The organism is Xenorhabdus stockiae (genome assembly GCF_002632825.1).
GTDB classification, from domain to species: Bacteria; Pseudomonadota; Gammaproteobacteria; order Enterobacterales; family Enterobacteriaceae; genus Xenorhabdus; species Xenorhabdus stockiae.
Genome location: NZ_NJAJ01000020.1, coordinates 1 through 15147 on the forward strand (window position 1 = coordinate 1; position 15147 = coordinate 15147).

Consider the following 15147-nt stretch of genomic DNA (forward strand, 5'->3'; position numbering starts at 1 on the left):
TGAAGCCTTAGAAGAGGCCGGAATGTTGGTTAAAGCGGAGAAAGATCGCTTTATCAGCAAAACCATCTCAGTGAATGGCACTCAGGGACGGTTTGTGGTACTGATTTTCAGGGATGAGGATTAACCTCACGTAGGAGAAAAAAACGTTGGGATAACGGGATATTGGGATAAGACAGGTTTATTTTAAGATATATCAGTTAGTTATGGGTATTTTACTTATCCCGTATTATCCCGCACTATCCCGTAATATTAAGTGATTACAAATAAAGTGATATCGTGGCAATGGCAGTGTTATCCCGAAAAAGATTTTGCTCTGGCAGGTATTAATTCTTTGAATTTAAAGTAATTTAAAACTGTGAGGTTATGTTACGGGATAAGCTGGGATAACATGGGATAGAGTAACTAAATGAAATATATAATAAATATGTCATTTACCCCGTTATCCCGTGAAAATTGGCGCAGTGATATAAAGATAATCGATAGTAACGATTATATTTTTTCAAATCTCCGTATTACCGGGTTAATGTATTAGCCCGGTAATACGGAGAAGACAAGCGCAGCGCGTCAGTGCCTAAGCAGAGAAGGTTTTCTGGCTGGCAATCAGTTTGGCACCACAAGCAGTGCTCATACCTTCCAGAGCAATCTGCTTACCCTGATATTTTAAAGTTTCACTTCCTTCTACTATTGGAAATTTATCTTCACATTTTGGGCAAATAACTAAATCACCCTTGCCTGCGACAGGAACACCTTGATAAACATAACCATCAATGGCAGTGATGACTTTACCACCATGATCAGTTGTATCATTTAATCGGATAACAGCTTTATTTGGCATATTGATTCCTTCCACAATAGGATAAAATATTTTTATACTATTGAATAAATATTTTTAGGTACTCTTTTGTCTGTTTTTCCATTATCATAATTAACATGTCAGCATCAGAATAATATTGCTTGAACAATTTTGAATTTAAATGTGGCAAGAAAATATCCTGATCGAATTCATGCCCTAATAAAAACATGCTCAGCGTTAAGAATGCAGATTGATTGGCATTTTCTATTCCATACTGATTGGATTTTTCAACACCAAGTTGTATGAGCTTTTTGATATCATCCTGTTTAATACATCTGTACTTTTGTGGAAATAGGTATTTTAATATATCATCAATGTTAATTTGATAGGTACTCCATTGAACATTTAAACGTTCAATATTGATATCTTGAAATTTAAATATACTGGCTTTCAGATGTTCATCTTTCTCACCATGCACTTCATTCAAATATCGAGTGACCTCATGATAAAGCAGACTTGTTTTTTCTAATTGCCCAAGATGAGCATGATTATCAAGGCTTGTTTTTATCCATGCATATTGCGGGTCAGTCTGAAATTCTGTACCAAACAAAATAAGCATATCAATATAAAACTGAACAGCCCCTCGTTGATCAAAACCCTCGTTTTTTGCTTTTTTTATTGCATTTTCCAGCGCTGATCTTAAACCATCCTTACTTAAATTTAAATCAAGATAAGGATAAGATTCATTACAATTCGTCACTAATTCATCAATATATGTATTGATCGAATGGCTTTTTAATTTATTATATTGTTCTTCATTAAACTCTATAGGCATATTTATGATGTCTCCGATCATAATGGCTAAGGCTATAATCGCTGGTGAAATATATTTTTTATGTCATTTTCAATTCAGCGACTATAGTTTCTAATTTATTATTTATATTAATCAATCTTACCTTCTAGGTAATCGCGGTAGGTCATAATATCTCTATGGCTATTATGCCATTCATTTTCTCTCAGAATGAACCAATATGAATCATATGTATATTCATTTTTATATATACTTCTAATAACTAGTAATTCATATTTTTTTTCTTTACAAGGAAATTTTAACAAAAAAAAGTCTCTAACTGGTTTTAATGATTCTTCATCAAATTCCGTATAGACGTACTCATAATTCAATTTATCTTGCATTAACTTTAAAAAATCAATAGAATTCATGTTTTTTAAAACATTAAGCTCAGGAAAATCTCTTGAGTCATTAATCTTTTCTTGTAATGTTCTTGTTATTTTCAAGGACTTAAGTACATCAACGCTATTAACATTTTCAATAGTATCAAATTTTTTATTAATCAGAAAGAAATCACTTACTTTAATATATTGAGAGGTAGCCAACCATTCACTGGCATCAAACCACACTTTTTTACTCGGATATTCTGAAGAATTTTCATCATACGATGGCACCAGTATTGCCATTTTATATTTTTGCATATACATATAATAACCCCCTAGGAAAAATAAAATTAAAAGTATCAGAATAGATATTCTTGCACTGTTTTTACGTGGTAAAAATTTCATAATTTCCACTCTATTGGCTTATAATCTTGCAGACCTTTTTTTAGTCCGTGAGGTGTATTCCCTGTGCCAGGTAATCTCCACGATCCATTTGTCGCAATAGGACCACCACCCTCTTTTTCATTAGAATCCCTAGTTTTTAAATCTATATTCCGTTTTTCCATTATATCATAATCTTTGGGTTTTTCCGGGGGCTTGGCATTCTTAATACCTATAGATACTTCATAATTATATGCATCAAGTGCAGCCTTATATTCTTTAATAACTTTACTATATTCCTTTGCCTCTTTAGTCTCCTTATCCGTGCCATATATTCCTATATAAGTGGAACGCCTCTCAAAAGCTTTTACCTCAACATCCCAGATATTCGCCATTCGTTGTGCCGGGCTTTTATTCTGTCCAGCATCAGGTATTCCTGTAAAATCCCCAGGCCATCCGTTATTAACTGAAATGCCTGCACGACAAGCATAAGTTGTTATTTTAGCATCAAAATCAAATATTGATTCATACACCTTTTCAATCTCTTCTGGTCCAAATTGTCCATTATCTTCATCCTTTCCTTTATAATGAAAAGTGGCATAATCAATAATTCCATGACAGAAAAACACCATCTCCTTAATCAACCTTTTCTTTTCTTTTCGTTGATTTAGAAAATCGATAAGTCCTTGCTTGTTTTTTACATAAACAATACGTCCGCCTAACCCTTTAGTGTATTCGTCAATCCTCTTAATATCCTTTTTAGTATATCCTTGCTCAAATACTACCATAATACGTTGCACTGCGTGATCACCCTGACTGGCTTGAGGAAAAAGCTGCAACTGATGTAATCCGCAATTAATAAAACGGTATTGATTTCCCGGTGATTCTGTAAAGACATTCCAATCTTTTTCCCAATCTATAAGAGGATCCACAACTGTTGTAACTGTTCTCTTCGCTGCTCCTAAGCTAAATTCTCCGGGTGCTGTTCTGGCACCAACCACGGTAATATAATCATAACCACTGATATACGGTTTTTCGGTGGTTGGCTCACCCGTATTTGTGAGCAGGCTGATTTTTCTTTCTTCGAGTTCCTTTAATGAACCAAAACTGCCACGCCTTCTTTCGTAACTTTTAGCCAGTTTACCAACCAATACGGTCACTTCTTCGGGTTGGCGGGTCATAATACGGTCGGTTTCGCCTTTGCCATTCGTTTTACCAAATCCTCTGGCGGGAATGGAAATAAAAGCATACGGCACGTTATTGACGTTAACCTGATTCTCAATCGGTAATAATTTTAGCTGATGACTGAATTTTTGATTGCATTTCACGCCTGGATCACCCACTTTTCCCGCACAATTGGGCACGCTAGTTGGATGGGTAACTTTACTTTTTTGTTGCTGCTCAATACCTTTGGAGGCTTTGTTCTTCAAATCTGAGAAGACGGAAGCAATACTGTTTTTGTCCATAGCTATTATTTTCCTTTCACAACGTAATGATTGTTATCAAGCTGATAACTCCACTCTTCAATATCTTTTGTGAATTCAATTAATTGTTCCGGCGTAAAGATATGCGGCATTTGATGCAGAACGCGGGGATCGTAAAAACGCAATAATGCAGTTTTACCTGTTTTTAACCGGATATTTAACTGTGATTCAAGATGGCGGGTCAGTTTATCCAATGACCGTGTTGAGTACAGCCAGGAAACGGCGGGAGCGACGTTCTCCAGCCGTAAGAATTTTTCTTCCCATGCCTGAGACTGATTCATATCGAACAACCACGGTCCGGCAAAGGCAATTTCCGCATCCGGGAATTGCCGGAACAGCGGATTATTCGTACCTTCAAGATAAGTCAATTCATCGTCAAAGCACCGCTCATACTGTAAACCGTCTACCAGCGCATATAGCTGCATTTCCGGGTAAGTTTCCCGATATTTTGCCCATTTTTCCTTTAAGGTGGTCATCATCATTCGCCTCTCATGACCATCACTGAACCCGTTGATGCCGCTTCCATTAAGCAGGACAGGCAAATTTTTTCCGGCGGTGGGGTAACTATTTTTTCTGCCTGAGCCACATTAATGGATGACAGCTTATCCAGTATATCCGGTAATTTACCGCCCCAGCCTGAGCCATTGCCCGGTGCGCCACTACCAAAGTTAACGACAGCGCTGCTGGTGATCCCGCCTGCGTCGATTTTCAGAAAATGCCCGGCGGCCTGAATAGTTAGTTCAGCCCCCGCATCAATCACAACTTTAGCGCCGGCACTCAGGTGAATTTCATTGCCACTTTGGGTTAATAGCGCATCTTCGGCCTTGATATGGAGCTTTTGCCCGGTGGACAGCGAAATATCATTGTTTGCCTGTACGCGGTATTCATTATCGATACGTAAATGCGCGTCATTTTTAATATGGTGTGTCCGGTTATGGCTAATATTGCTGGTTTCGTCATTCAGAATGTGCGTGTTCATATCTTTTTGTGCATGAATAAACACTTCCTCACTGCCCTTCGCATCCTCAAAGCGCAGTTCGTTAAAGCCTTCCCCTTTGTGGGTTTTCGTTTTAAATGTGGTGCGGGTTTTTTGGGCCGGTAAATCCAGCGGAGGGCGGTTCAGGCCATTGTAGACGCAGCCGGTGACTATCGGGCGGTCAATATCGCCGTTGAGATAGGAAACTATCACTTCCTGTCCGATACGCGGTATCGCCATAAAACCAAAGCCATGACCGTTCCAGCCCTGAGCTACACGCACCCAGCAGGAGGCGCTGTCATCCGCCTTATCGTAACGGTTCCAGTGAAAATGCACTTTAATCGCACCGTCTTTGTTGACGAAAATTTCTTCCCCTTCCGGCCCGACCACAGTCGCACTTTCATCCCCGTCTGACTGTGGTTTGTAATGAAACGGGGGACGCCAGTCGGCATAACCATCGATAAAACTGAAATCGTTGCTCAGTGTTGTGCCTTCGCCGCTATTGTCTCCCAGTGCCTGCGGGCAGCGACCATAATGACTGATCCCGACAATCTGCCAGCGGGTATTGAGCGGAGCATGGGGATGATTTTCGATTTCGAAGATTTTACCCGGCATCAGTTTGATACAATTACTGTTGCCACTGCCACTTTGGGTCTGGTTTTTCAGCACTTCGTGCCGGTATTTTACAAACGGTTTACCTTCGGCTTCTTGTTGAAAGCGGCCATAGCTCTCGTAAATGGTATACGGTGTCAGCGTGCCCATTGCCTGATATTCCGGGCTGCTTTCCAGTTGGTACACCTGAGAAAGCGGACTGTCCGGGTTATAATCGCGGTGAATACTGCGCTTCGGTGCCATGCCGACACCAAGATGAACCTGATAAATCACATCCTGCCCGTGCGCCGTATCCGGTTGTGGCTGGTATTGCAGAGGCAGGTTAGCCGTCATCCCCAGATGGCTGTCACTGAAAAACAGCGTTTCATCCTCAAACCAGAAACTGATCCCTTCTTCCGCGGCCAGCCGACAGAAAAACGCATAATCGGATTCCCGTTTCTGGGTGGTATATTCCCGGCTCTGGTGCGGATCTTCCAGTTGGGAATCTGCCTGAACATGGTGTTTTTTCAGCAACAGATCCATGATATCCGGCACACGCTGACGATGATAAATATGGCTGTCCTGATTGAGCGTCAGCCGCCAGAGATACGGACGTACCGTGAAGGTATACCGGGTTTTGTTGCCATCAGTGCCGCACCAGTCGGCATGGGAAATGATGCCGGTGATTTTGCGTTGCTCTGTTTCACCGTGAAAAACCTGTAATACGGCTTCTTGCATCAGCTGCGCGGTTAAATCGATTTCTGTCTTCGGTTTGAAAGGATTGTCGGGCAGGGACTGAACCAGCGTCAGGTTCAGAGTAAAAAGATCAGATAGCCCTTCCCGCAGGGTAAAATCCGCCACAGCAAAGGTATTTTCGGGTAAACTCCCTATTTGGCAAAGAAAACGTAATCCACTTTTTTGCATGATTTCTCCTGATTTTTCTGTTTCCGTTAATCGCGTTACATTTCACTGCGCAAACCAATCCGCTGCCGGAATTCCCATAACACGGCCTGCTCCCCCTGCCGGTAAATTTTTAACATGATGAAATTATTCCGCACGATAAAGCACGTCAGCAGCTGATCAAGCATCCGGCAGAACTGATACATCACACCGTCATTTTCATAACACGCTGTATCAAGGTAGAGATGCAGTGTGTTGCCATTGATGGGGAGACCTTGCCGGGTGAAGTCAAGACGCTCGCCTGACCGGGCGTCAACCCGGATAATGCCGTTGATATGCTGCTGCATCCGGCGACTGAGGATGCGATCATGCCCGGCATAACAATCATACAACCGGAGAAAATCTTTCAGGGCATCGGCATGGAACAACAAGAACGGCGGACAGTTTAAGAGGTTAATCAGTGACCAGTCTGATTTTCCCATCACCATCGGCGGAAAATCCGGGGAAACCGGCGTGATATTGCGGGCGTGTAAATGGGCGGGCATAGATCCCTGTGTGAGCGTGATATCACCGACAGCCAGTTGCATGGCCTGCTCATGATAGCCGATAACGTGCGCACAGACGGTCTGGGAGGCGAGGTTATCCGCTGCGTTCCCGTCCATCCCGTAAAAGTGTAGCCGGTTGTGAAGACGTCCCAGCAAATCATCGGTTATCAGTGCCTGAAAATAGACGTTACCGGGTTCACCGGCCTCCAGCAGCCAGTCACTGTTGGCGTGAAACTGGTCAATTGGCACGAAATGGCAGGGCTTGCCACGCGGAGCGCTGTCTGGAGTGACTTTCTCGCCGGGTTGTTTCGCCGTCTGGATACTGTCCACCCGGAAAAGCCGTTCTGTTTCAGCCAATGGTAGCGGATAACACGGTATCTCCGGTAACAATGAAACTGGCGGACTGACCATTGGCACCAGATGCACCGCCGGGACACACCCCAACTGGAAGGCATCGCCCAGCGCCTCAATGGGCAACTCCCCGTGCAGGCGGATAACCAGTTCACCGGTGCCATCCGGGTTTAACGGCAACTCGCGTGACTCATTGATATTTAACGTCATGAAACTGAACACATGCGGCAGGCAGTAATACTCAGTCATCTGTTGTAATCGGGCAATAGGCAGGTCGTCAGTAGGTAACAAGGGTTGCTGTAAATTCTCCGGCCAGCCCAGAAAATCACTGTGCCTGAGCCTGATTTTGCCCTCAGCCGTGCGCCAGTAGACCTCATCGATATGCATATCCAGCCACAGGCTTAACTGGGCGGCCCGGTTGTTATCGGTGCCCATAAAGAAAGACAGCTTTCCGCCTGACCAGCCCGACACAGTGTTACCCGTCTGATGCAGCGTCAGCACAATATCACTGTATTCACGGGTCTTTCGGATTTGTTTATCCCGTACCACCACAGGTTCAATATGTAAGGAACGGCAGGTGTTAAACGGGAAATGTTGTTCCCCGACAGTGGCAGTCACTGGTACGTTTTGCGGGATATCAGCCGTTCCCTGATGAACACCCTGATGGGGGGTAAATTGGATGATCGTGGTCGGGGGCACGGGGCGTAAGGTGTGAGGCCAGATGCGCGCCAGCATTTCATGAGTAACTTCTGGCAGGCTGTCTTCGACAGTGCTGCGCAAATTTGAAGACAGCAGCGCAAAACCTTCCAACAGACGCTGGATATCAGGATCATTGGGATGCTCCAGAAACTCGGCTAACTGCGAGTTTTCGGTGGCAGCTAACTTCATCTTTTCGCGCAAGTAGGCCAACTCTTGTTGGTACAAAGACTCCTTCTGATTTTTCACGTTGCTTTTTCCTTGCACGGAGACTCAAATGAATCATCTATCGGCATTTAATTGAAAATGTTTATAAATGATAAAGAAATCAGGATTAAATTGGCTATTATATGGAATTTTACGTTAATTAAATTAATAAATTTTGACTTTTGTCTGATAGAACGACATTTTTGAAAACAGGCTAAATACGTCTTTGACCCTGCTCCGCAAAACCGTTAATATCTTTTCTTACAAAACCGATCCATCGCCTGTCAGGATCGCCTTCGGGTGGCGAAATAAAACTCCCGTAGCCTGCAAGGGAGTGCATATCATGCGGTACATCTGCGCACTTTTGGAAGCAGATATCGTCAGACACCTAACCCCTCGTCTGGCGGTGAAAGTCTCTTAAACTGAAAAAAACCTCAAAAAGGTGTTTGTATATTGTCTCCCAAGTGCATTGAGCCATGCACTTCTTTCATATCAACATCAGACCTCATCTTCACTTAACTTTTGCATAGTGAGATCGAGTGACGTCCTGAACTCATTTCACACCCTACATCCAGGATAGTTTTTACTTTTGATTCAACGTATTAACTGCTCTTATTTGAAATATTCAGCAGACAACTTTTTACACCTGAACAATTAACTCATTGCTCCCGTTTGACACCGAACCTTGCGGCGTTTTGCTATGCCTGCTGGCATTTCAACTCTCGCACGACTTTTGCTGACCGTTTGCGGGTTTAAGGCGTCACTTTTTGCAGGTTTACCGCTGAAAGTGACGCCGCAGCCAAATAACATCACAACCTTGACAGGCTCAGGCCTGTTTCACCACTCAGTGAATCTGACACTGCATTTTTAGATTGAAAAAAGAGAACTTGACGATATCGAGGCTGGCTTTTTGCCGGTGGGGATGACCTGCACACGCAGGCGGCAGTACCGTGTACTCAACCGATATCCCGCAATACCTCAACCTGCGTTCACTCTGGCGCACAGATATCGATCAAGGGCAAGGCAGTTATTTTCTGTTTTGCCAGAATGGTCGCGCGCCAGAGATCGCATGTTGTCAAACATCCGCAAGGGGAAGCCAATGAGTCGATTGATTAAAGAATTAAAGTTTTTTGCCCGACAAGGCGGCGGTAGTCATAAAACCTGTCATGATCGCATTCGGATCGCCGGGCGTTTGGGTGCGTTGTTATTGAGCCTGAATATTCAGGTGAAAAGCCTTAAGAATTTGAAAGCCAAACATGTAGAGCAGTACGTTGATACCCGTTTATCTCAGGGGATTGCCAAACGAACAGTACAAAATGAAATGTCCGCGTTGCGTAATATCTTCCGCATGGCAGGCCGGGAAAAACTGGAAACTTCACCACGTTTAAGTAATCAGGCATTGGGATTAAGCGGCACCAGCCGCGCCGGAACGAAACAGGCGATCCCTGATACTACGTTTCAGGCCGTTTATCAAAAAGCACTTGAACGCGATGTTGGATTTGCCGTCACCTTGAAACTTGCCCGCTTATTGGGATTACGTTCTCAGGAAGCGGTGCAATGCAGTGCTTCGTTAAAAAGCTGGCTAAAACAATTAGAACAGCCAGAGCCGAAACTGCATATTGTCTTCGGTACAAAAGGCGGCCGGCCAAGACAAACCCGCGTACTGGGTATTGCAGCAGTAAAAGAGGCGGTAGAACAGGCGATGGCTATTGCAGAGCAACGCGGCGGCAGGTTGATTGATAAACCGGATCTCAGACAGGCCATGAATTACTGGCGGACACATACCACAAAGATTGGTTTAACAGGCCGCTATTCTCCTCATAGTCTGCGCTATGCGTGGGCACAGGAGGCACTTAATTTTTACCAACAGAAGGGTTTTAGCCGTCAGGAAGCACGGGCACTGGTATCAATGGATTTGGGGCACGGTGATGGTCGCGGGCGTTACGTTGAACGGGTTTATAGTCGTTCAACTTAGCCGTTCGGTTATTGAGTTAGATAAAACAATCAGTTAAAGTATTCCCGCCATTAGCCAAATCTAATGGTCAAGGTTTAGCAGCCTTGAGCTAAGAACACTGGTAGGATCTTTTCTACCAGTGCGCCTGTTATCACCCTTTCAATGGTGGTTCGGGTGGGGGAGACTCACGTCTCGCCGGAATCTTAGCCCGGTCTGCTAACCCTGCCTTGAATCACCACCATCAATATTAATTAATGGAAAGGGGTAACAGGAATGAATAGCAACAATATTCAAAATGACTGGCACCAAGCTGATATTATCGCTGCATTACGTAAACGCGGTACTACCTTAGCGGCGGTTTCCCGCGAAGCAGGACTCGGTTCATCAACACTGGCAAACGCATTCAGCAGACCGTGGCCGAAAGGTGAATGGATTATCGCAAATTACCTTGGCATCCATCCCTCAGAGATTTGGCCCAGCCGTTATTTCGATTCTCATACTGGAGAATTATTAGAAAGGAAAGCCCGCTCTCAGCCACAGGAATAACCCGCCTTAATTTGTGATCGACTTCGTAAAAATGAATATTTTTTATATCAAGCCCTGAGATTAAAATGGCAGCCTAATTTGACCATTTTTAACCTTCAAGGCTTTTTTTCTTTAAAATGATTGAAAAGCACACAATTAATGATATAAATAATAAAAATCAGTCAGATATGAAAAAAAGCAAACAAAAAAATCTTGGGGCATTAAAAGGGGCATAAAATCAAATATAGATAATGTATCCTTTATATTCAATTTATTATATTTATTTATGATTCCTGATATTGCACACAAAATTCCCGTTCCGGGTGGGCATGGCGCAGGCTGAAGACCACATCGCGGATACCGTGCTCTTTCAGAATATTGGTGATAATGGATTCAATGTTCAGTTGCTGGAAAATACGCGAATTCTGACGCAGGGTGGTGCGCCACAGGTCCGGGCGAATACTCATCTGGTAGGTGGTCTGGTGCAACCCGGTATTGCCCTGTTCAAAGCTGGCAACGATACCGGTGATACTCCGGCTTTCAACCCCATCCTGTGTGATTGTCAGCGTGGCAGCGCGGTCGAGTACCGCAGGAAAGTCGATGGCAGGGTCAGCACTCGCCAGTCCGACCTCCAGCTGGAACGGCTGAGAAAAGTGCTCATTCAGGGTAAAATCCGTGACGACAAAGGTTTCTGGTGCCAGACCGCCCGCCGTCAGGGTAAATTGCAGACCGCTGGGGGCACCATCACTGAGAAACTGACTGGCTTTTTGCAGGGTTTTAGTGGCGGCGCTGTGACCCCCGGCGGCTTTCTTTGCCAGCCCCGGTTCGTGCCCAACGAAGCTCCCGGTTGTCTGCTGAGCCAGCCGGGTGGCTTGTTGCCCCTGCTCAAACAGGGCCTTTCCCTGCTGAAGTTTTGCGATGTGCTTTTTCACTGACATAGGTGTCTCCCTGAGGTGATGACGGATAACGTGATAACCGTCGGCCATCACGTCCGGGCACAACATTGAAATTCGTCCGGCGTTGTCTCTGGTAAACGGGAGATGAAAACATCCATCGGCTGTTTTTACACCGGGCACCGGAAATAATCTGAAAAGACGCACAGACCGGACTATTTCGTTTAATGCATGAAAAACAATCAGGAGAGGAAATGATAAATAAGGCCTGAATGAAAACCAAATGAAATCAAGCGAAATAAAAAACTCGTCCGGCAATGACAGCGGAAAAAGTTAAAATCATTGCGCCATCAGGGTAATGCGCTTTGTTTTTATCAATAGTGAATGGATTGTGTTGTGATTTATTGCTGTCAGATTCAGGGTGAATTAATTAACGCAATGATTTATTTATAAATATAAAACTACAAGTATCTTAGAAATCATGATCATGTTCATTTTATGATAACGATCACAAATGGGGTTGTTTAAAATAATGAACACATTTTTAAACCGAATCCTAAAATAATATACCCTGACAAAAATAGATATTTTATTCTTGTTAAAATACAAATGAGAGGCTTATTTGAAATAATAACAATTATCACGATGAAATAATATGGATATAAAAAAGATGAAAATTTATTTTTATTTCTTTTAGAAAGACAGTTATTCAGGCTGGCTGAAAATAAACCGTGAAAACGGGGTCTCAAACATCGTTTGACCGTGGCTGACACAATCGCTACTATCGTTCTGTTATCTGATGATCTTCCGTCTGTAAGGATCAGCGTGAAGCGGCGAAATCAAAACTCCCGTAGCCTGCAAGGAAGTGCATACCATGCGGTACATCTGCGCACTTTTGGAAGCAGATATCCCCGGACACCTAACCCTCCGTCTGAGGATGAAAGTTTCCCGGTGTGATTCATCACCGGCTACTCACACAACAGAGCAAAACAGGCTCTGTCTTACGTCAACTGATACAGTTTTTATCTGTAAAACATGCATTCACATTTTCAATTCATCACGGTAAACGTCCCGAATATTGCGCGGCGTCACTTGTGTTGAAGCGCAGCGATTACCAAGTGACGCCGCAAAGCGGCAAACGTCCATAGCCCATCCGGTCTGGTTTTACGACCGATTTGAACCCTGCATTACTCAGTGAAACCACGCAAAACAGATCATTAACCACCCTGTTAAACGATTGTCCTAGCGGATTTTCAACCCACTGCCTGATTGCAGGCTGATGCAGTAAAAATTAAGGAGAAATGAATCACGTCAAGATAATGAGGCGTTCATCCTGAGCTGATCAGGTTCTGAACGGGGAGCATGTCATCGTTGTGCTGAGCACGTCGCGAGCTCCTGCAATAACTCAACACAATCCCGCCCTGCTACACATTGTCTGACGCACCACGGAACGGTGAACCTGAACCGACACGCAGGGAATTGTTTTAAAAACGACTAAAAATGAATAAAACAAACGCAAAGTAGCAGAAGAGGCGAGAATGGCGCAGGGATCGACACGTTCAAAGGTTGAGCAGTTCAGAAAAGCCTTTATCACGCATGCCCGACAGGCGGGTGGAAGTTTTGTTACGGTGGCGGATCGTGAACGGATTGCCCGGTACTTCCTTGATTATTTGAAAAACAATGGCATCAAACTCCGCCAAGTGGATAGCCTGAAGGTGAAATATATTGAGCGCTACATCGCTGGACGCAAAGCCAACAATCTCAGTCACCGGACACTGCAAAATGAAATGTCGGTGCTGCGAGCCATTTTAGCGCAGGCGGGAAAGCATAAGCTGGCTGATCCCAATAATGCCCGCCTGAGTAACCGGGCATTGGGTATCGCGGATACCAGCCGCAAGGGAACGAAAATGGCGCTGGCACCGGCTGCGTTCCGGGATATTTTTCAGCAGGTGGAGCAAAAAGACCGGCGTGTCGCGGCGGTGATGCAACTGGCGTATGTGCTGGGACTGCGTACTAAAGAAGCGGTGGAAGCCTACAAATCGTTAGCGACCTGGAAGAAAGCACTGGAAAACGGGCATACGTCTGTGCGGGTGGTGTTCGGTACTAAAGGTGGACGCCCCAGGCAGACGGTTATACTGGATCGGGAAGCCCTGCAACACGCGATTGCTTATGCTGAACGCGAGCAGACCGGGCGTGGCGGTAAGCTGATTGATAAGCCGACGATCACGCAGGCCATCGACCGTTACCGCTATATTGTCAGACGTGCAGGGCTGAGCGGCAATAAAGCGCCGCATAGTATGCGTTACCATTTTGCTCAGCAATCTGGGGAGCATTATATAGCGCAAGGATTCAGCGAGCGGGAAGCACTGGCACTGGTCTCGATGGATTTAGGGCATGGCGATGGACGAGGGCGTTATATTAAGCAGGTGTATTACCAGAATATTGAGTGTGAATAAGTTGTATGGAGCACACACAGTCGCTGCTTTGGTCATTGGAATATGAGCGAAGCAACCTTGAGTCTTAGGCGATTATTCCTATGTTATCGCTAACTCATTTTTGTCGGATAGACGGCATCTGTTACCAAGTGCCGTCCTCCTAAGAACCGTACGTGCAGCTTTCACTGCATACGGCTCAAGCCTTCACTAAGTCGTATTACGTTACCCAGCAACCTAAATTGCAGTCAGAGCAGGATCGTACCAAGAGTGATGACTTTCCTTTTTCGATTCCCTCTTAACCAAATAGGTTTGGTATTGAGGATCGAATGGCGTAGCCACACTCCTAATCTTCACATGCCTTTTTATCAGCGTTTGAGCTATTTGAACCAGATTAAAGTGGCAGTCCATATTGACTATTTTCTGCCAGCCATGAAATTACCATTCTCCTTGGTGGTTCATGTCGTATTTTCGACTTACCCAATCTTTAGATTTAGTTGGATGACGTCTGATCGCCCACTGCCATCATAACCAGAAGGCACTGTATAAGGTTTTCAGGCAACTCAACAAAGCGCTGGTGCGCTGAGTCAGATGAAAGTTCAAAGCTCTGAGCAGATATAAAACCCAAGACTCAAAACGTCTTCAAAGGATTGCAAAGGAGCATAGGGGGGGCTTGCCCATTGTCGGGCAGGAATAACAGGCGTGTTTGCCTGAAGAGAGCGGTATGAGTCGAGAGGCTCACGTACCGTTCTGCGAGAGGCTGCGGGAGCAGTTCCCGTGGCCTACTCATCCGGTGAATGACGAGTTGAGAAATATTTCTCAGATGGAACATTGAAGGCACCGAAGCGTAGTCGGCTTTTTACTGAAAATAGTCTCAGGGCTGATTGCTTATATATTTCAGCCGAAAAAGCCGCGCTTAGATTTACGTGACCATGAAATTGCGATGCTTAAGAAACGTTGAGATTAATTAAAACTCTCGCCTTATCTTTATCACTATTTCTTGTTATCGATTGTTTAATTTATTTCAAATTAATCGTGGTTATTGTTTTTCGTTTTTTGATAAAAATAATTGCTGTAAGAATGTTCTGAATGTTATTTCATCGCTTTTTATTTTTTCACCTTTATTTGGATTATAATTTCATTATATGTGTGTTTATCTGTCAAAAAGCAGTTATTTACTTCAAATAAACTCATTTATTATTTTTTTAATCTAATCAGGTGGAATTTATTTTGTATTGTTGCTTGG

Annotated in this window: 12 protein-coding genes and 2 pseudogenes; 5 read left to right on the forward strand and 9 right to left on the reverse strand. The window is 44.1% G+C overall.

Annotation, left to right across the window (positions count from 1 at the left end):
• Nucleotides 1-571: 571 nt before the first annotated feature.
• The 7 genes from Xsto_RS11530 to Xsto_RS11570 form a co-directional block, all read right to left on the reverse strand.
• Nucleotides 572-835: a PAAR domain-containing protein gene (locus tag Xsto_RS11530; protein WP_099125142.1), complete on the reverse strand. Its 264-nt coding sequence runs from the start codon at nt 833-835 to the stop codon at nt 572-574.
• A 37-nt stretch (nt 836-872) separates the two neighbouring features.
• Nucleotides 873-1628, reverse strand: a complete 756-nt coding sequence (locus Xsto_RS22160) for a hypothetical protein (RefSeq protein WP_244590380.1) — start codon at nt 1626-1628, stop codon at nt 873-875.
• A gap of 107 nt (nt 1629-1735) precedes the next feature.
• The gene (locus Xsto_RS11545; RefSeq protein ID WP_099125144.1) at nt 1736-2371 is read right to left on the reverse strand and encodes a hypothetical protein; all 636 of its coding nucleotides are present in this window, start codon (nt 2369-2371) and stop codon (nt 1736-1738) included.
• Nucleotides 2368-3813: a hypothetical protein gene (locus Xsto_RS22165; protein WP_244590381.1), complete on the reverse strand. Its 1446-nt coding sequence runs from the start codon at nt 3811-3813 to the stop codon at nt 2368-2370. Before Xsto_RS22165 ends, Xsto_RS11545 begins: the two co-directional genes overlap by 4 nt.
• A 5-nt stretch (nt 3814-3818) precedes the next feature.
• Nucleotides 3819-4307: a DUF4123 domain-containing protein gene (locus Xsto_RS11560; RefSeq protein ID WP_244590382.1), complete on the reverse strand. Its 489-nt coding sequence runs from the start codon at nt 4305-4307 to the stop codon at nt 3819-3821.
• 2 nt (nt 4308-4309) lie between these two features.
• Complete coding sequence (locus tag Xsto_RS11565; RefSeq protein WP_099125146.1) at nt 4310-6322, reverse strand: type VI secretion system Vgr family protein; 2013 nt, start codon at nt 6320-6322, stop codon at nt 4310-4312.
• A gap of 35 nt (nt 6323-6357) precedes the next feature.
• Nucleotides 6358-8139 carry a type VI secretion system baseplate subunit TssF gene (locus tag Xsto_RS11570; RefSeq protein WP_099125147.1) on the reverse strand — a complete coding sequence of 594 codons (1782 nt, stop codon included), beginning with the start codon at nt 8137-8139 and terminating at the stop codon, nt 6358-6360.
• A gap of 908 nt (nt 8140-9047) precedes the next feature.
• On the opposite strand from Xsto_RS11570, the gene Xsto_RS21415 reads away from it, so the two are divergent.
• The 3 genes from Xsto_RS21415 (at nt 9048) to Xsto_RS11580 (ending at nt 10597) form a co-directional block, all read left to right on the forward strand.
• Complete coding sequence (locus Xsto_RS21415; RefSeq protein WP_169926633.1) at nt 9048-9200, forward strand: hypothetical protein; 153 nt, start codon at nt 9048-9050, stop codon at nt 9198-9200.
• Nucleotides 9197-10072, forward strand: coding sequence for an integrase domain-containing protein (locus Xsto_RS11575; protein ID WP_099125148.1), 876 nt, complete (start codon nt 9197-9199; stop codon nt 10070-10072). The genes Xsto_RS21415 and Xsto_RS11575 overlap by 4 nt, the downstream gene beginning before the upstream one ends.
• 252 nt (nt 10073-10324) lie before the next feature.
• Nucleotides 10325-10597: a helix-turn-helix domain-containing protein gene (locus Xsto_RS11580; protein ID WP_099125149.1), complete on the forward strand. Its 273-nt coding sequence runs from the start codon at nt 10325-10327 to the stop codon at nt 10595-10597.
• A 266-nt stretch (nt 10598-10863) separates the two neighbouring features.
• On the opposite strand, the pseudogene vgrG reads toward Xsto_RS11580, so the two are convergent.
• Nucleotides 10864-11514: pseudogene (gene vgrG / locus Xsto_RS11585) on the reverse strand (type VI secretion system tip protein VgrG); the annotation flags it as partial.
• The gene (locus tag Xsto_RS21420; RefSeq protein ID WP_169926634.1) at nt 11462-11626 is read right to left on the reverse strand and encodes a hypothetical protein; all 165 of its coding nucleotides are present in this window, start codon (nt 11624-11626) and stop codon (nt 11462-11464) included. The pseudogene vgrG and the gene Xsto_RS21420, both read right to left, overlap by 53 nt.
• A 1381-nt stretch (nt 11627-13007) precedes the next feature.
• Between Xsto_RS21420 and Xsto_RS11590 the strand changes: the two genes are divergently transcribed.
• Both Xsto_RS11590 and Xsto_RS22855 read left to right on the forward strand, forming a co-directional pair.
• Nucleotides 13008-13925 carry an integrase domain-containing protein gene (locus tag Xsto_RS11590; protein WP_099125151.1) on the forward strand — a complete coding sequence of 306 codons (918 nt, stop codon included), beginning with the start codon at nt 13008-13010 and terminating at the stop codon, nt 13923-13925.
• A 769-nt stretch (nt 13926-14694) separates the two neighbouring features.
• Nucleotides 14695-14862, forward strand: a pseudogene (locus tag Xsto_RS22855) (IS982 family transposase); the annotation flags it as partial.
• Nucleotides 14863-15147 lie beyond the last annotated feature (285 nt).